11 protein-coding genes are annotated in these 17,551 nt (G+C 72.6%); 8 read left to right on the top strand and 3 right to left on the bottom strand.

Features of this window, described 5'->3' with window-relative positions; all coding sequences use genetic code 11:
- Window positions 1-22 precede the first annotated feature (22 nt).
- The 8 genes from ABZ354_RS20765 (at window position 23) to ABZ354_RS20730 (ending at window position 11,280) form a co-directional block, all read left to right on the top strand.
- Complete coding sequence (locus ABZ354_RS20765) at window positions 23-1,222, top strand: acyl-CoA dehydrogenase family protein (RefSeq protein WP_358658762.1); 1,200 nt, start codon at window positions 23-25, stop codon at window positions 1,220-1,222.
- Window positions 1,215-2,378 carry an acyl-CoA dehydrogenase family protein gene (locus ABZ354_RS20760; RefSeq protein WP_358658760.1) on the top strand — a complete coding sequence of 388 codons (1,164 nt, stop codon included), beginning with the start codon at window positions 1,215-1,217 and terminating at the stop codon, window positions 2,376-2,378. Before ABZ354_RS20765 ends, ABZ354_RS20760 begins: the two co-directional genes overlap by 8 nt.
- A complete protein-coding gene (locus ABZ354_RS20755; RefSeq protein ID WP_358658758.1) occupies window positions 2,375-3,097 on the top strand; it encodes a 4'-phosphopantetheinyl transferase superfamily protein in 723 nt (240 codons plus the stop codon). Before ABZ354_RS20760 ends, ABZ354_RS20755 begins: the two co-directional genes overlap by 4 nt.
- Window position 3,098: 1 nt before the next feature.
- Window positions 3,099-4,067, top strand: coding sequence for a hypothetical protein (locus ABZ354_RS20750; RefSeq protein ID WP_358658756.1), 969 nt, complete (start codon window positions 3,099-3,101; stop codon window positions 4,065-4,067).
- Window positions 4,064-5,611: an amino acid adenylation domain-containing protein gene (locus ABZ354_RS20745; protein ID WP_358658754.1), complete on the top strand. Its 1,548-nt coding sequence runs from the start codon at window positions 4,064-4,066 to the stop codon at window positions 5,609-5,611. The genes ABZ354_RS20750 and ABZ354_RS20745 overlap by 4 nt, the downstream gene beginning before the upstream one ends.
- 25 nt (window positions 5,612-5,636) lie before the next feature.
- Window positions 5,637-6,131: a flavin reductase family protein gene (locus ABZ354_RS20740; RefSeq protein WP_358658752.1), complete on the top strand. Its 495-nt coding sequence runs from the start codon at window positions 5,637-5,639 to the stop codon at window positions 6,129-6,131.
- 169 nt (window positions 6,132-6,300) lie between these two features.
- On the top strand, window positions 6,301-7,620 hold the full coding sequence (locus ABZ354_RS20735) for an MFS transporter (protein ID WP_358658750.1): 1,320 nt from the start codon (window positions 6,301-6,303) through the stop codon (window positions 7,618-7,620).
- A gap of 294 nt (window positions 7,621-7,914) precedes the next feature.
- Entirely contained in the window at window positions 7,915-11,280 is a 3,366-nt protein-coding gene (locus ABZ354_RS20730; RefSeq protein ID WP_358658748.1) for a BTAD domain-containing putative transcriptional regulator, read from the top strand.
- 66 nt (window positions 11,281-11,346) lie between these two features.
- Here ABZ354_RS20730 and ABZ354_RS20725 read toward each other — a convergent pair whose 3' ends face one another.
- The 3 genes from ABZ354_RS20725 to ABZ354_RS20715 are packed head-to-tail and all read right to left on the bottom strand — an operon-like array spanning window position 11,347 to window position 17,431.
- A complete protein-coding gene (locus tag ABZ354_RS20725; RefSeq protein ID WP_358658746.1) occupies window positions 11,347-12,438 on the bottom strand; it encodes a DNA helicase in 1,092 nt (363 codons plus the stop codon).
- Complete coding sequence (locus ABZ354_RS20720) at window positions 12,435-14,288, bottom strand: DUF1998 domain-containing protein (RefSeq protein WP_358658745.1); 1,854 nt, start codon at window positions 14,286-14,288, stop codon at window positions 12,435-12,437. The genes ABZ354_RS20725 and ABZ354_RS20720 overlap by 4 nt, the downstream gene beginning before the upstream one ends.
- On the bottom strand, window positions 14,285-17,431 hold the full coding sequence (locus ABZ354_RS20715) for a helicase-related protein (RefSeq protein WP_358658743.1): 3,147 nt from the start codon (window positions 17,429-17,431) through the stop codon (window positions 14,285-14,287). Before ABZ354_RS20715 ends, ABZ354_RS20720 begins: the two co-directional genes overlap by 4 nt.
- Window positions 17,432-17,551: the final 120 nt, after the last annotated feature.

The raw sequence follows: 17,551 nt of genomic DNA, 5'->3' as shown, positions 1-17,551 counted from the left end.
CCCGCCGAACCGAGGAGCGCACATGAACGCGATCGCGTCCGGACCCGCGGTCGCCGCGGCTCCGCCCGCGCCCGGAGGGGCGGCCGGGCTGACCGACCGGGTCGCCGCCGTGGCCGCCGAACACCTGGACAGGACCGACCGCGACGCCGTCTTCCCCGTCGAGGCACTGGACGAGATGCGCCGCACCGGGCTGCTGGGCCTGCTGGTGCCGGCCGAGTACGGCGGGCTCGGCGGCGGCCTGCGGGACACGATCGAAGCGTGCACGTCGCTGGGGCGTGTCGACATGTCCGTGGCGATGATCTTCGCCATGCACTGCCAGCAGGTCGCAGCGGTGGTGCGTCACGGCAACGAGCGGCTGCGCACCGAACTCCTGCCGCGGATCGCCGACGGCAGGATCTACCTCGCCTCGGTCACCACCGAGGCCGGCAAGGGCGGCCACCTGCTCACCGCCGAGGCGGCCCTCGACGCCACGGGCGGCGGACTGGACGTGGACCGGTTCGCGCCCATCGTCACCGGCGGCGCGCACGCCGACGGCTTCCTGGTGACCATGCTCGCGCCGGGCGCCACGTCACCTCATCAGGTGTCGCTCGTCTACGCGCACCGCGACCGGCTCACCATCGAGCAGACGGGCGACTGGCAGCCGCTGGGCATGCGGGCCAGCCACAGCGTCGCGCTGCGCCTGCGCGGCAGGGTGCCGGAGCATCACGTGGTCGGCGAGCAGGGCGACTTCCGTACCATCGTCACCTCGGTGTTCGGCCCGATGGCGCATCTAACCTGGGCGGCGTCCTGGCTGGGCACCGCGGCCGGAGCGCTCTCCCGGGTCCTGCGGATGCTGCGCTCGCCGGACAACCGCAACCGGGTCGACCTCGGCTCCGAGCTGCTCCTGACGAGGCTGTCCCAGGCACGCAGGCGTCTGGACACCGTGCACGCCCTGCTCGCGCAGACGGAGCGTACGGTCAGCCGGAGCCCCGATCTGAGCGTGCCGAAGATCCAGCTGCAGTTGAACGCGCTCAAGATCACGGCCGCCGAGGAGTGCTTCGCGGTCGTCGACGGCCTCATCGAGGCGGTCGGCATGCGGCACGGCTACCTCAAGGGCTCCCCGACCCGCCTCGAACAGGCGCTACGGGACCTGCGCTCCGCGTCCTTGAACTACAGCAACGACCGCCTCCACCTGGCAGACGGCAAGCTCGCCCTCCTCGATCCCGGGGTGCGGTTTGTCTGACCTGGCATCCGCGTCCCGTCAGTCGTCGTCGGCCGCCTGGCACAGGCTCATCCCGCAGGCGCTGGAGGGCGTTCCCGTCGGCGCTCCGGCCACCGCCGTGTGGCGGGCGCTCGGGGCGGCCGGCACCCTGTCCACGCTGTACGGGAGCAGCAACGCCCTGGGCCCGGTCGCGGACCCGGCACGCCTGGGCGCCCTGCTCCGGGCTGTCGACGCCCGCGGGGACAACGGGGCGACGCTCAGCGTTCTGGTGCAGGCGGCCAGCGCGCTGCCGATCCTCGGTTCCGGCCGGTCCGGCGCCGCGTCGGCCGCGTCCTCTCCCGTCGCGGCCGCCTGGGAAAAGGTGGTGTCGGGGACCGCACAGGTGGCGCTCGCCGCCACCGACGAGGCGGCCGCGGGCTCCGATCTCAGCGGGCTCGGCACACAGGTGCGGACCGAGGGCGACGAACTGGTGGTCGACGGCGGCAAACGCTGGGTGACCAACGCCGGCAGCGCCGAGTACCTGCTGGTCCTGGCCCGGCACCGCCCCGGACGGCACTTCACCGCCTTCAGCTGGGTCCTGGTACCGGCGAGGACGGCGGGCGTGACCGTACGGACCGCGACGACCGGCCTGCTCACGAACGCGGCGACCGGGCACATCGGGTTCGACTCGGTGCGCCTGCCCGCCGACCACCTGGTGGGCGGAAACGGCCGGGGCATGGCCGTGTTCGCCCGGCACATGAGCACGGAGCGGCTCGCCGGGGCGCTGTGGGCCGTCGCGCTCACCAGCCGCCTGCTCGCGGACACCCGCGAACGCCTCAGGCAGCGCACTGTGGACGGGGAGCCGCTGTGGCACAACGAGGTCGTGCGCCAGCGCTTCGCCGAGTGCCTGGTACGCGTCGCCCAGCTGCGAGCGCTGTGCGACCGGCTCGCCGGGACAGCCGTGAGAGGACAGGACCTGTCGGCCGGGGCCCTGTTGAAGTCCGCCGTCGGGCTGACGGTCGACCCCGTGCTCGCCCAGTGCGCCCAGCTCCAGGGAGCGGACGGCTTCGCCGCGGGCGGTGCCCAGGGTGTCCGCGCGGAGGCGGGCGTCCTCGGTATCGGCGGGGGCGTGACCGAGTTGATGCTCGCCGGTGTGGCCGACATGTCCGAACAGCTCCTGGCGGAGCTACGGGCATGACGGCGCACGGGCCGGCCCGAGAATCCGCGAGCACGTCGACGCGCACCGGGAAGCCCGGTGGACGGTACGACGTCGCGGACGGGGTGTGGGTGCTGTGCCGCACCGACCGGGCGACGGACACGGCGGAACTCCTCGGAGACGATCTGGCCCGGGCGGCAAGCCTTCCGTCCTGGCGGGCCGAGCGGTTCCTGGCGGGGCGAGCCGCCCTGCGCCGGCTCCTCCGCGAGGTCCGCCCCGACCTCGCGGACACCGCGGTCCGCCCCGACGCGCGGGGACGCCCCTGCCTGGTCGGGCATCCGGACGTCGGCGTGAGCGTCTCCCACGACGGCGGCCTCAGCGCCGCGGCCGTGGCACCGGGCCGCCGTGTCGGTGTCGACGTGCAACTCCCGCCCGACGAACCGTACGAAGGCATGCTCCGGCGTTGTCTCCAGGGGCACGCCGCACCGCTCGAGAGCTTGCCCGCTCCGGAGCGGGCGCGCGAACTCGCCTGGGTCTGGACCGTCCAGGAGTCGTGCGTCAAGGCGGCGGGCACCGGTCTCGCCGGCCGCCCCTGGACCATCGACGTGACGCCCGGCCACCGCCACGGCCGCTGGGGCCGGTACCGGTGGGCCAGTCTGCGCGACAGCTCCCCGGTACCGCTCAGCTGCGCCTTCACCCCTCGCGAGGACCTCGATACCGGGGGCCGTACCGACGCCCCGCCCGCCGACCTGGAGTGCTGACGTGCCTGACGTCCTGGCGAAACCGCCGCAGTTGAGCTGCTACACGACCAGCCTGGTCTGCTACCTGGCCCCGGAGATCCCCGCCGTGGCGCGCCGTTTCGCCGAGGCGACCCGGCTGGCGGTGCGCACCGGTCTGCCCGGGAGCGAGCTGGCGTTCTCCCACCACACCCGCATCGACCTCACCGTGGACGGCGGAGAGCTGGCCTATCGGGGCGCCGCCGACTGGAGGACGGCCGAGGAGGGGCTGCTCGCCGAACTGGAGGCCCGGGGCCGGGTGCTGGCTGTCGCCAACACCCGGCACGTCACGTGGGCACCGGGATACGGCCGGGCCGCGGCGCCCCACTGGATCCTGATCCGTGGACGGCGCGGCGGCTCCTGGGAGTTGGCCGACCATTTCGCCGCGCTCACCCCGCACGGCGAACAGGAGCCCTTCCTGGGGCGGCTGGAGGACGCACAACTCGCACGGGCCATGACGCCGGTCGAGGGGTCCGGGCCCGAGGTGGCCCGCCGGGACCGCATGGCCCTGGGCCGGGCTACGGCCGTTCCGCCCATGAGCCACTACCGCTGGCTCGTGCGCACCCGGGGTGACGGCGCGCCCGTACCGGAGTCGCGTGACGGCGCGCCGGACGACGGACGGTGGCTGTTCGAGCCGGTGGCGGTGCTGTCCCACACCCACGCGACGATGCTCGCAGACCCGGTGGCGGCCGCCCGTTACACGGACGACATGTGGGCCGCCGCACGCCATTACGCGCACCGGAACACGGTCCTGGTCTCGGACGGCCTGCTGGATCCCGAGGCGGCTGCCTCCGAGACCGCGGCCTGGCAGGAGCTCCCCAGGATTCTGCGCATCGCGGCCCTGTCCGCGGCGCGCGGCCGGCCGCGGCCCGGGCTGGTCGAGGAGGCGTTCACCGATCTGATCCGGGCCACCGAGAAGTCGAGTGCCGTCACACCGGGTGGGGGACGACCATGAGGCAGACGCTGTACGAGTGGTTCGCCGCCTCCGTCGCGGAGTTTCCCGGCCGAGTGGCCCTCGAGGTCGGAGCAGACCGCCTGACCTACCGGGAGCTCCACGACGCGGCCGAAGGGATCGCGGCGCGGCTCCTCACCGCGGCCGACGGGGTACCGCGGCGCGTCGGGCTGCTGGCCGAACGCAGCGTCCTCGCCTACGCCGGTTATCTGGCGGTGCAGCTCCTGGGCGCCACGGTCGTCCCGCTCAACCGGGCGTTCCCGGCCGCCCGGAACGCCGCGATCGTGACCGCCGGCGACATCGGCCTCGTCCTCGCGAGGACAACCGGTGGACAGGACACGGCTCCCGCCCTGCCGGCCCCGGTCGTGCCCCTCACCCGTACGGCGGCGACAGCGAACGGGAACGGCGTGTCCGCCGTGCGGCCCGCCGGGCCCGACAGCATCGCGTACGTGCTGTTCACCTCCGGTTCGACGGGCACGCCCAAGGGTGTACCCGTCCGGCACGGCAATGTCTCGGCGTATCTCTCCCACGTCATACCGCGGTACGAGCTGGGGCCGGGGAGCCGGGTGTCCCAGACCTTCGACCTCACTTTCGACCTGTCCGTGTTCGACATGTTCGCCGCCTGGGGCAGTGGCGCCACCCTGGTCGTGCCCACCCCCCGCGACCTGATGGCACCAGTTCGGTGGGCGGCGCAGGCGGAGCTCACGCACTGGTTCTCCGTGCCGTCACTGGTGTCTTTCGCACGCCGGATGCGGGCGCTGAGGCCGGGGTCCTTGCCGGCCCTGCGCTGGAGTCTGTTCTGCGGTGAACCCCTGACGTTGCAGCAGGCGGCGGCGTGGGCCGCGGCTGCGCCGAAGAGCACGCTGGAGAATCTCTACGGGCCGACCGAACTGACCATCAGCTGCGCCGAGTTCCGGCTGCCGCCCGACGTCGCGCAGTGGCCCCGCACGGCCAACGGCACGGTTCCCATCGGGACGCTGTATCCAGGACTCGACCACCTGGTGCTCGATGCGGACGGGCATCCCTGCGACGACGGCGAACTGGTGGTCCGCGGCCCCCAGCGCTTCCCCGGCTATCTCGACCCGCAGAACAACACGGACCGCTTCCTGCTGCACGACGGCGCCACCGGCACCCCGGTCCCCCACTCCGGGGACACCCCGGTCACCGCCGACCACTGGTACCGCACGGGTGACCGAGTCACCCGGCTGGACGGGCAACTGCTTCACCTGGGGCGGATGGACCAGCAGGTGAAGGTCCGCGGCTACCGCGTCGAACTGGGCGAGATCGAGGCCCTGCTGCGTGAGCGGTCCGGGGTCCGCGACGCGATCGTGACGGCGATTCCGGACGCCGGCGGCGAGATGTTCCTGGAAGCCGTGTGCACGGGCCCGGATCCTCAGCCGGAACGGATCCTCGCTGACCTGCGCTCCCGCATACCCGAGTACATGGTCCCGCGGAGCGTGACCGTGTGTGACGAACTGCCCCTGAACATCAACGGGAAGATCGACCGACAGACCGTGGCCGCCATGATCGCCAGTCGGCGCGGATAGCCGCCGCCCGGCCGAAAGGAGCGCGATGAAGACCGAGGACCGCGTACCAAGCCGTCCGAGTGTCTCCGCCGAGGACTACCGACATGCGATCTCCCGGCTGCCGACCGGTGTCACGGTCGTCACCGCGGCCGGACCCGTCGGGTGCACCGCCAACGCGGTCATGTCCCTGTCCGTGGATCCGCCCAGCGTGCTCCTGTCCCTGACCACGGCGAGCCGGACACTGACGCGCATCCGATCAGAGGGGTGCTTCGCGGTGAACGTCCTGACGTGGGCGGACCGGCGTCTGGTGGCGCAGTTCGCCACCGGCACCCCGGCGGAGCGGTTCGCGGGGGTGCCCTGGCAGCGGGTGGGCGGCGTGCCCGTCCTGACGCAGGCGTCGGTCACCGTGGTCTGCGCCGTACGGGAGACAGTGTCCCTCCTGGACCACACCCTGATCGCGGGCACCGTGACGTGGACCCGGGTCGACCACACACCGGCGACCGTCCTGTACGGGAACGAGCAGTACGCCGTCGGTCCCTGAGCGCCTCGGCGCCGGCCTGCCCGTGGCCCCGCGCACCGCGGTTGCGGGCCGATGGGGAGCTCTTGTTCCGTTCCTGAACCGCCCACACAATTGCGTGTTGTTTGTCCGCCCCCCAGCAGTTCCGTGTCACCCCATTCATCAGAAAGCGGGGCCGCCCATGCCCATATCCATGCCGAAATCGTTGAGTACGCTGCGGGAGCGCCCCTACCGGCTCCTGTGGACCGCGCGCAGCATCTCCGCCATGGGCAATGCCCTGATACCGGTGACCGTGGTCTTCGCCATCCTCCGCTCAGGTGGCAGCGCCATGAACGTCGGCACCGTGCTGACCTGTCATGCGGTCGGCCAGGTGGCGATGCTGCCGGTGGGCGGGGTCTGGGCGGACCGGCTGTCCCGCAAGCTGGTGCTGATGGCGAGCGACGCCATCCAGGCGGTCTGCTACGGCCTGCTCGCCGTGATGATCTTCCTGGACCAGGCGGCGGTCTGGCAGTTCGCCGCCACCTACACGATCGCCGGCATGGCCATGGCCTTCTTCACCCCGGCGTCCAGGGCCGTCTTACCCGAGCTCGTCGGCGCCGAGCATCTGCAACCGGCGAACGCCCTGCTCGGTCTGACCGACAGCACCACCAAGGTGCTGGGCCCGGCCCTCGCCGCGCTGCTGCTGGCGGTCTCCAGTCCCGGCACGGCGATCCTCGTCAACTCCCTCAGTTTCCTGCTGAGCTTCGTGCTGATCGGCCGCATGCAGCTGCACAGGCAGGCGCAGCGGTCCGGGAAACAGCACTTCTTCGCGGACCTGCGCGACGGCTGGCTGGCGGTGGCCAAGCACCGCTGGTATCTGGCCAACCTGCTCTGCTGGGGCGTGTGGAACTTCGCGATAGCGTTCTTCTTCGTCCTGGGTCCGGTCGTGATGCAGAACGGCCACGGCGGAGCCACCGCCTGGAGCGTGATCATGATCACCGGTTCGGTGGGTTCCATCGTCGGCGGGCTGGCCGCGCTTCACTACCGGCCGCGCCGCCCCCTGGTCACCGCGAACGCGGCCGCGGTGATCGGCATCGGCCCGCTGGCTCTGCTTGCCCCGCCCGCCCCGCTCTTCGTCATCGCCCTGGGCGTGGCCGTGGCGTTCACCATGACCTCGCTCGTCGGCGAGATTCTGGCGACCACGCAGCAGCAGCTGTTCCCCGAGGAGTTGCTGGCCCGCGTCAGCTCGCTGGACTGGATGATCTCGTTGATCGCCATGCCCGCCGGCTACGCGGCCGCCGCCCCGGTCGCCGAGCTTCTCGGGATGCGCACGACCCTGCTGGCCGCCGCGGCCCTCATCGGCACACCCTGCCTGCTGCTGAACCTGCTGCCGGGCGTGCGCTCGGTCCAGCGCTTCCCCGACGGCACGATCGGCATCGCGGGCGAGGAGGGCATCGCCGCGCCCCTCCCCGAGGCCGCTTCGGTTCCCTCACTGACGGTCTCGACCGAGACGTCCGGTTCACCGGGCCAGTGAACCGGCCCCTCGCGCTGCCCTGACGGTCGACGCGACCCGATGTCTCGAAACCCACGGTCCCCGTATTCACAGGTTTCGCCATTCACCTGAACTGCAATCGAAACGCCCTGGAATACCCGCCTTGGGCACGCGCCATACGTCCGCTATGCGGCAACCATGCGGGGGTCGACTGCAAGTCGATCAGCGTGCAATGGTGACTTGGCACACGCAGGCGAACCGGAGCTGACAACGCACGCCGGGCGCGCAGCCGGCAACCCCGGCGGCAATCCCGGCTTACGGGGGTTACTGACGGCTATGCGCTACACATTACTCGGACCGGTCGGGATGGACTTCGAGGGCGTGCCGCTGGCGGTCAAGCGTCCGCGGTGCCGGGCAGTCCTGGCCTATCTACTGCTGCACGCCAACCACGTGGTCTCCACCCGGCAGCTGATCGAAGCGCTGTGGGGCGGCTCGGAGCCACAGACGGCCCGCTCGCAGATACAGGCCGACATCGCGGCGCTGCGCCGGGTGTGCCGCGACGCCGGAGCGGAGATCCCGGTCGAGAGCCGCGCCCCCGGCTATTCGATCGCCGTCGAGGACGGCGAGCTCGACCTGGACGTCTTCCGCAGCGACATGGCCCGGGCCCGCCAGGAGGCAGCGCGCGGCGACAGATGCTCGGCGGTGCGTCTCATCCGCAAGGCGCTCGCGCTGTGGCAGGGCATGCCGCTGGCCGACATCGCTGTCAGCTACGCCGAGTCCGCGCAGACCCAGCTGACCAGCCTGCGCCTGACCGCCTATGAGGACCTGGCCGACCTGGAGATCGGCGAAGGGCACCACGGCGCGCTCATCGACGACCTGATGCCCCTGGTCGCGGCGCACCCCCTCCACGAGAACCTGCGGGTGAAGCTGATGCTCGCGCTGTACCGTTCGGGCCGTCAGACAGCGGCCCTTGAGCAGGCGCGGGAGCTGCGCTCACTGCTGGCCGAGCAGCAGGGGCTCACCCCGGGCCGCAGGTTCACCGACATGGAACAGGCGATCCTGCGCGCCGATCCCTCGCTGGACGCCCTGGCACCGAGCCCGTCGGCCGAGACACCGCACGCGATCCCCGAGCAGGAGGCGTGCCCCATGCCCGACGCCCCGGCGGACACCTCTCTCCCCGACGCCCCGTCCGCGCCCCCGGCACCGCCGGTGCCGATGCAGTTGCCGTCGACGCCGCAACTGGTGGGGCGCCGGGACCTGCTCGACCAGCTCGACGGGTTTCTCGCCGGGAGCCTGTCCGACGACGGCGCCCCGGGCACGGTCGCGGTGGTCGGTCCCGCCGGCGTCGGCAAGACGACGCTGGCCGTGCACTGGGCCCGTACGATGGCCGACCGCTTCCCCGACGGCCAGCTCTACATCAACCTGCACGGCCACGACACGCAGCGCGCGATGACCCCGGCGCGCACGATCTCCCGCGCGCTGCGCTCGCTGGGGCTGCCCCGGCACGCCATCCCGGCCGAGGCCGACGAGCTCATCGACCTGTACCGTTCCACGGTTGCCGACAAGCGCCTGCTGGTGCTGCTCGACGACGCCCGGTCGGTCGACCAGGTCCGCCCGCTGCTGACCACCGGGCCGGGCTCGGCGACCCTGATCACCAGCCGCTTCCGGCTGACCGGCCTGGTGGTGCGGGACGGGGCGCGCCAGGTGGCGGTGGGCCCGATGTCGCCGCAGGAGGCCGAGCACTTACTGGAGCGCATGCTCGGTGCCGGGCGCCTGCGCGCCGAGCCGGGCGCGGCCCACAGCCTGGCCGAGGCGTGCGGGCGCATACCTCTGGCGCTGAGCATCGCGGCGGCCAACATCGCCAACCATCCGCTGGCGTCGATCGCCGACCACATCAGGGACTTGCTCGACGGCAACCGCCTGGCCGCACTCCAGACTCCCGGCGACAGCGACAGCACGATGCAGACCGTCCTCGGACAGTCCTACGACGCGCTGGACCCCGACACCCGCCGCATGTTCCGCCGCCTCGGGCTCTCCCCGGGGCTGGACTTCACGGTCGCGGCGGCCTCGGTACTGGCAGGTCTGAGCCAGGCCGAGGCCGGCCGCCTGGTGGACCGGCTGCTGGACGCCCACCTGATCGGCCAGTCGTCGGCGGACCGTTTCGTCCTCCACGACCTGACCCGCCTGTACGCGCGGGCGCGGGCCGAGGCCGAGGACCCTGAGCCCGACCGCGCCACGGCACGCGGCCGTCTGACCGACTGGTACCTGGAACGCACCCTGGCCGCCCAGGCGCTGGCCTACCCCGGGTATGCCCGCCTGTCCGGCGCGGAGCACTCCCCCGGCGCGGACTTCGACACCGCGGCCGAGGCGCTGGCCTGGTTCGACAACGAGATCCCGAACCTGATCGCGGTCCTGCACGACGACCCGATCGGCGCCCACACCTGGCGGATCGCCGACGGCCTGCGCCCCTACTTCGCCACCCGGATGAACGTCGGCGACTGGATCGACGCCGCCAACGCCGCCATCACGGCCGCCGAGCGTCTGGGCAACGCCGAAGCCCGCTTCAGCGGGTGGTACAGCCTCGCGCACGCGAGCATGAGCGTGCGGGACTACCCGAAGGCGATGAGGAGCTTCAAGACGGCGCTGTCCATCGCGCGCGCCGTCGACCACCGCCAGGGAATCGACGGCTGCGAGAACTTCATCGCGCAGATCCTGATCTTCACCGGGCACCTCGACGAGGCGGCAGGCCGCCTGGAGGCGGTGATGCCCGCGGTGGCGTCGGCCCGCGGCGCGTCCAGCACGGTGGTCACGCTGTCACGGCTCGGCGAGGTGTACTTCGAGTTGGGCCGCCTGGCCGACTCGCTGCGCGTCCGGCGCCAGGCCCTGGAACTGGCCACCCGGGCCGGTGCGCGCAGTCAGGAGCCGTACGTCCTGGTCAATCTGGCCATCGTGAAGCACGCCCTGGGTGACGTGGAGGTGGCCGGGGCGCTGTACGCCCGCGCCCTGGTTCTCCTCCGGGGGTTCGGCGACACGGACCTGGAGTCGGCGGCCCACAGCGAACTGGCGACGGTGCACCTGGACGCCGGGCGGCCGGACGCGGCGCGCGAGTGCGCGGAGAAGGCGTGGCGCCTGGCGCAGGGTCTTAAGGCGCCACGCTGGAGCTGGCTGGCACGCAGCGTCCTGGCGACGGTGAACCGGGATCTGGAGGAACACCTGTCGGCGGTCGTCCTGGCGGACGAGTCGGGCAACCCGGGCTGGCACAGCCGCGCCCTGGTGGCGACCGCGGCCACGGCCGAGGTCCTGGGACTGCCCGACGCCGCGCGCGACTACGCCTATCAGGCGCTGCAGCTGGCGGTGACCCACCGCTACCGCATGTGCGAGGCCGACAGTCTGCTCATCCTGGCCCGGACGCAGACGCCGGGCGGCCCCGAGGCCCACGACTTCGCGCACCGCGCGCTGGCCATCCACCGGCAGACCGGACGTCTCCTGGGCGAGCGACAGGCGCGAGCGCTGCTGGAGGAGTGGGGAACGGCAGAGGCCGCCCGCGTGACCCGCCTGATCCCGGTCCCCGCCCGGCAGACGTCTCCCCTCGCCCGCGTCGGGTTTGCGGAGCGGCGGGCCACCGGGCTGCGTCCGGCCGACGTGGTCCCGCCCGCCGTGGAGATCGGGCCCGGAGCCATGCCCGGAGCCATGGACCAGTGATCGCCGTGTCCGGTGTCCGGCCCCCGGGCGGGTCCGGGCCGCCGCCGGCGCGGAAGGCGGGAGGCGTCAGCCGCGCAGCAGGTCGCCGGTGCCCACTTGCGCGCAGAGAGGTGGCTCCGTTTCTCCCTCGTACGCCAGGTGGAGTTCGTGCCGTGCCCGGGTCGCGAGGACGTAGTAGGTCATGCGCAGGGCGGCCGAGGTGGGGTCGACCGCCGCGTCGGTGTGCGTGTCGGGGATGACGACGGTGTCGAAGCCGAGTCCTTTGGCGCTCGCCCGGTGGACGAGCACGATGCCCGGGCGGTCGAGGTCCAGGGTGCGGTAACGGCTGTGTGCCGTTCGCGCCTGGGAGGTGTACAGCTGGGGTCTGAGCCGTGGTGCTCGGCGTTCCAGGCTGGTGAGCAGTGAGAACTGCGTCTGGGTGGAGTTCACGATCACGCCGATGCTGTGCTGCGGGTGCCGCTGCGCCAGCGGGATCAGCAGGTCGGCCGCGCCGTGGTGCGGAAGCCGGTGCAGGCGCGGGGGCGGCCCGTCGCGTCCGGGGAGGGCGGGCAGGCCGGTCCCGGTGTGGAAGTGGGCGGCGAGGGACGCGATCTGACGTGTGTTGCGATGGTTGCCGTCGAGTGCGGCACGAGTGCAGCGGCCGAGCCGTTCGGCGATCTCCGCCAGTGTGGAGTGGGCGTCGGTCAACCGCTGGCACTCGTCCGCGAACACCGTCGTGCGGGCTCCGAGCAGGCGGCAGAGGCGGTAGAACTCCGGTGGCAGGTCCTGGCCCTCGTCGACCACGAGGGTGAGTCCGGGCGCCGGGCCGGTCTCCACGGCACGCTCGTAGAGGGCCGCCCAGTCGAACCAGCCGTCCGTGCCGCGTGGGGGGTGCCCGCCGTACCACTCGGTGAGCCACGCGTGTGCGGTCGCCACGCGCACACCGCCGTCCGCGGGGCCGAGGGTGTGTACGGCCGCGGCCAGGGACTGGCGGAGCAGGTGGGACCGGGTCAGCAGGACGACCGGGGTGCCGGTGAGGGCGAGCATGACGGCCCGCTGGACGGCCAGGAGGCTCTTGCCGCTGCCGGGCGGGCCGCTGACCAGGTGATTGCCGTCGAAGGGCAGGCCCTCGAGACAGCCGCGCTGTTCCGGTACGAGGTCGAGGTAGGTGCGTGTCACTTGTCCTCCAGGGCGTCCGCCGCGGCGCTCCTGGCGGCCGTGACGATCGACTCGAGGTAGCCGGGTACGCGGTCGCCACCGACGACGAGGGCACGGTCGAGGAGGGTGTTGCCGGTCTCGCAGCTCGTCTCGGGCAGCAGTGCGCAGGCGTGGCAGGCCGCTCGGTTGAGGTTGCCGAAGCCCTGGCCGGTGTGTTCGGAGCAGAGCGGGTCGGCCGAGCACCAGGCGGCGGCTTCGGTCATCCGCAGCAGGGTCTCGGCCAGACGCGGCGGTTCGCCCTGCTGGACGAGTCCGCCGAGGGTGCCTTCGGCGTCTCCCGCGGCGGTGTAGACGAGGATGCCGTACTGGTCCTGTTCGGGGCGGGCGTAGACGCGTTCGCGCAGGCCGGCCGTCGTGTAGCCGCATTCGAAGGAGAGCTGGCGGATCAGCAGGTGGGCGAGGGTGTGCAGGAGGACGAAGCGCGGGGAGAGCTCGTTCCCGGTCAGCGCCTGGAGCCGGTCCCTCTGGAAGGAGCGGTCGAGGTCCGCGCGCATTCCCGCGACACGTCGGCGCACGTCCGTGTCGCCTTCCCAGGCGGTGAGTTCGTGCTTGTCGAGGGTGAGGAGGATGCCTTCGCCGAAGACCTCGACCGCCGGGAGCCAGTTGAGACGCCGGGCGGTGTCGGCGGGGACGAGGGGGGCGTCCGGGGTGACCCGGGTGAAGCCGGACAGGGCGCGGACTTCGCGCAGCCGGTCGGCGAGCACGATCCGGCCGATGCGACGGTGCAGGCCGGCCCAGGGTTCGGCGGTCTCCCGCCCGAGTCCGAGGGTGGTCTCGCGCAGTGCGAAATCCCTGGTGGCGGGGGGTGCCGGGGCGGTGAAGGCGGCCCACTCCTCGCGGCTGAGGTCGGGGCGGACCGGCGCTGCGGCCGGGTCCGGGGAGGGGACGGGCAGGGGCTGTCCGGTCTCTTCGGCGAGCAGGGCGTCGAGGAGGTGGCCGGTGGCGCCGGTGTCCTCCTCGATCATCGTGCGGAAGACGTCGGCGCGGGGGGTGCCGGCGACCCGGCACAGCGACACCCACAGGTCGTGGTCGCGTACGTGTCGGGCGAGTTCCTCGTCCTCCTGCGCGGCCGGCGTGTCCGACTCGGGGATGTCGAGCGCGGAGTGCACCACCGGGTAGTAGAGGTTGCCCGCCGTGCGCTGCACGATCTGGACGGGCTTGCCGCACGGCGCGGCCTCGTGGGCCCGCTGCCAGGGGTTGCGTCCCGAGCAGCGCATGCCGTGCGTGCCGAGGAGGTCGAGCAGGTCGCGGCGGGCCCCGCACCCCTGGGCCGTGCAGGCGACGCAGAGCGCTTCGAGTCCGGCGGCACGCTCGGAGACGAGGAAGCGGAGCCTCTCGCGTTCGCCGCACCGGCGCCGCTGGCCGGCCTCCTGCCTGGAGTGCGCCCAGAACCACCAGTCGACGTCGCCGAGGTGCCCGGCCACGCAGATCTGCACGAAACGCATGGGGGCGAGGGTCCGGCCGGGTGAGCAGGACGGGCAGCGGGGCGGTTGTCCCGGCTTCTCGTCGGCGATGCGCCACCGCTTCATGCGGCGGCAGGCTCCGCAGAACAGCCAGGACGGGAAGCGGATGTAGGGGGCTCCGGGCGCGTCGGGGGTGTCGAACCGGTCGTTGGCCGTGGCGGGCGCGGCGTAGAACCCGGTGACGCCGAGCCGGGCCGCGAGCCGGGGCGATTCGACGCGCTGTTTGGCCTTCTGCGGCCAGTCGCCGATACCGGTCGCGACGAAGGACTCGCCCTGGATGTCGAAGACGGCTCCGACGCCGAACGGCAGTACGGTCTGTGCCTGGCGTACGCGGAGTGTGCGGCTCACAGGTCGGCCCCCTTCACCGTCACCTGGCATTCCCGGTCGACGTTGCGCATCGAGTTCGGTGTCTCCCACAGGCCGTAACGCTGCTCGAAGCTCTTGATGAGGTTGGACTGCCCCTTGCCCTGGCTGCGGTAGTACAGTTCGCGGCCGTCCTTGCGGGCCTCCCGGGCGGCGTCCTCCCAGTCGGCGAGGAGTCCGCCGAGTTCCTTGCGTACGGCGTCGGCCGTGTGCGGCTCCCCGGCGGCGGCCCGCCCGGCGAGTTCCTCGGCGAGTGCCTGTGCCTCGGGCAGCCGGTCGAGGAGATGCCCCGCCTGGTTCTCGGCGGCCAGGCCCAGACGATGGCGTACGAGGATGACGAGCGCTGCGTGCAGGGCGCGCCGACGGGAGGGCACGGACCAGGGGGTGACGCTGGTCGGTTCGACGTGACGGTAGAGGGAGCGGTGGTAGACGCCGAAGGTCTCGTAGTGGGAACGGTCCCTGGGGCGGGTGGCGTTGAAGAAGGTGACGACGAGACCGGGCACGGTGTGCCGTCCGACCCGGCTGGTGGCCTGGATGTACTCCGCGGTCGTCTTGGGCTGTCCCTGCATGAGCATCAGCGCGAGTCGCTTCACGTCGATGCCGACGGACAGCATGTTGGTGCAGGGCAGGAACGACACCGATTGCCGGTCGTCCCAGGGTTTCTCGAGCCGGTCGAGGAGTACGGGCTGTTCGGCGCGCGGCAGGTTGCTGGTGAGTTCCTGCACCTGGTGGTCCGTCAGTTGCCTGACCCCCGCGCCCGAGTCCAGCCCGGTGAGCTGTGCGGGGATGTCGTCGGCCGCGGCGGTGACGGTGCGGCCGAGTTCACGGAGGCTGTGGTGGTAGGCGACCAGCGTCCAGTAGGCGTCGCGGTGTTCCTCGGGGAGTTCGTGGGCGCCCTGGAGCATCGCGGCAGCGGTGGCGACGGCCGCGCGGCCCGCGGTGTGTCCCTGGGCCATGACGCCGAGGTAGCGGCGGCCGGGCCGTGACGTGTCGGGTTCGGCGAAGTAGGAGTGGCGGGCGTCGAGCCCGGCGGGAGGGAAGAGCTGGGCGTCGCTGCCGTACAGGGCGCGGATCTGCTCGCCGGAGCGGCGGATCGTCGCCGTGGACGCCACGATCTTGGGTCCGGTGCCGTCGCGGGTGGTGCACAGGCCGAGCACGGCCGCCTCGTACAGGCCGACGGTGGTGCCGAGCGGGCCGGTGAGCAGGTGGAGTTCGTCCTGGATGACGAGGGACGGCGGCAGGTTCGGGCTGTCCGCGCCGAACAGCCGTCCCGCGTGCGGTTCCCACGCGAGCCGGGCGAACTTGTCCACGGTGCCGAGGACGAAGGTGGGCGGCCGGTCGTAGAGCTGCTGGTCGACGACGGCGACGGGCAGCTCGTCGTGGAAGGCGCACTCCGCTCGCGGGCAGAAGAACGCGAAGGAGTCGGCGGTGGCGCGGATCCCGTAGTCCCCGATGTCGGTCGACTTGTGGGCGGGCACGATGCGGGTGCCGCACCAGGGGCAGCGGTCGAGGATGAACACGTCGTCGGGCCGGGCGGCGAGGCGTACGTCGTCGAAGACCGCCCTGGCCTTCTCGTACGAGTTCGGGGAGGTGGCCTCGCCCACCCACAGGCCGATGGAGAACGGCTCGTCGCCGTAGGTGGCCGGGTCGGCGCGGCGCAGTGTCTCCAGTGCGCAGACGGTGGTGGCCGCGCGCTGGAACTGCTGGGTGGTGAGCAGGCTCAGCGTGTAGCGGCTCAGGACGGCGGTGCCCCCGCCGCCCTTCTCGCCCCGGCGGAGCACCATGGTGAAGGCGGCCAGCAGCAGGTACGCCTCCGTCTTGCCGCCGCCGGTCGGGAACCAGATCAGGTCGGCGGTCGCCCGGTCGGGGTGCCGGGGGTCGGCCACACCGTCCAGGGCGAGCAGGAAGAACGCGAGCTGGAAGGGCCGCCATACGGCGTCCGGGCCGGGCTCCGGGTCGAGGTGCACCGGGTCGCGGCGGGCGCGGCGCTCACCCGCCTGGTCGCGGGCGGAGTGCCGCATCTGGAGTGCCATCGCGCGGTTGGCGGTGCGGAAGGCGTGCAGCAGCTCGGGCCGCGCCGGGTCGCAGAGGGTGCGGACGCCGGACTCGATCCGGGTGGCGGCGGAGTTGATACGGGCCAGAACGCGGTCGGCGGCCTCGCGGCCCCAGGCGGGCACCGCGGTGTTCAGCTGGCCCACGTACCAGGCACGGTAGTCGGCGGCGAACTCGGCGAGTTCCTCGCGGAGCTGGGCACGGGGTATGTCGGGGTCGGCGAGGTGGAGCACGTTCAGGACGGAGGATCCGGTGAATCCGGCCGCCCGGACTCCGCTGACCTCGGCCTCCGGCATGACGGCGGCCTTCAGTGCCACGACCGCCCGCTCTCCGTCCCGGCCGCCCGCGGTGTCCTCGCCGTACCGTTCCTCGACCGCGCACCCGTGGCCGACGGCGTGGGTGCGAACGTGCCGGTACTGCAGACGCAGTTCCTGTTCCTCCGGGTCACGGCTGGCCAGCCGTACGCTCGGGTAGGGCAGGACCCCGCCGTCCACGGGACGCGCCTCCAGCTGGACCTGGAAGAGCATCCGGTCCCACTGTGCGGCCTTGCCGAGGGCCTGTTCGTGATGGGCCTCGTTGACCAGGGCCACGGTGACGAGCTGTCCGGAGCCGAAGGCGCGCCTGCGGACCCGGATCTCGGCGCGTCCGTCGAGCACGGGGACCTGGTCCCGGCCGGGTCCGAGCGTGTGGGTCTCCCCGGGCAGGGGGACGCGTTCCCAGCGGCGGCCCCGCTCCCCGGTGGCGGGGTGGGTCCGGTAGCGGGCCGCGGCGCAGCGGACGTCGATGGTCGTGGCGTCGGTGTAGAAACTGAGGCCGAGCGAGGACGGCAGCCAGGAGTTGGACTCGGGTACGGGGTCCGCCGCGGGCGCCGTGTCCTCGGCGCCGCCCTCCGTGCCGGTGCCGTCGAGTTCCTCGGCGGCGAGGTCGAGCTGCCGCTGGAGGTCGGCTTCCTGGGGGTACAGGGTGCCCATGAGGTATTCGCGGTCGGGCGGCGCCTCGAGCACCTCGTGGTCTCCGAGGGCGGGGCCGACGAGCCGGCGGTGCAGGGAGGAGACGAGTTCTTGCCTGGGGTCCATGGGGATGCTCCTGGAGCGGTACGGGGGGGGCGGCACGGGAGGGTGCGGCGCCGCGTGCTGCGGCGTGATGCGGGGCGCTCGGTGGGGCGCGGATGCGGGGCACGCGGTGCGTGGGCTGCC

Source organism: Streptomyces sp. NPDC005925 (genome assembly GCF_040638805.1).
Classification (GTDB): Bacteria; Actinomycetota; Actinomycetes; order Streptomycetales; family Streptomycetaceae; genus Streptomyces.
Note: the sequence above shows the minus strand (reverse complement) of the source record. Positions and strands in the feature narration are given on the sequence as shown.

What these genes read in the sequence shown, in the direction of transcription:
- ABZ354_RS20745 (WP_358658754.1), top strand. Translation starts at nt 4,064, where the DNA reads ATGAGGCAGACGCTGTACGAGTGGTTCGCCGCCTCCGTCGCGGAGTTT.
- ABZ354_RS20740 (WP_358658752.1), top strand. Translation starts at nt 5,637, where the DNA reads ATGAAGACCGAGGACCGCGTACCAAGCCGTCCGAGTGTCTCCGCCGAG.
- ABZ354_RS20735 (WP_358658750.1), top strand. Translation starts at nt 6,301, where the DNA reads ATGCCGAAATCGTTGAGTACGCTGCGGGAGCGCCCCTACCGGCTCCTG.
- ABZ354_RS20765 (WP_358658762.1), top strand. Translation starts at nt 23, where the DNA reads ATGAACGCGATCGCGTCCGGACCCGCGGTCGCCGCGGCTCCGCCCGCG.
- ABZ354_RS20715 (WP_358658743.1), bottom strand. Translation starts at nt 17,431, where the DNA reads ATGGACCCCAGGCAAGAACTCGTCTCCTCCCTGCACCGCCGGCTCGTC.
- ABZ354_RS20730 (WP_358658748.1), top strand. Translation starts at nt 7,915, where the DNA reads ATGCGCTACACATTACTCGGACCGGTCGGGATGGACTTCGAGGGCGTG.
- ABZ354_RS20755 (WP_358658758.1), top strand. Translation starts at nt 2,375, where the DNA reads ATGACGGCGCACGGGCCGGCCCGAGAATCCGCGAGCACGTCGACGCGC.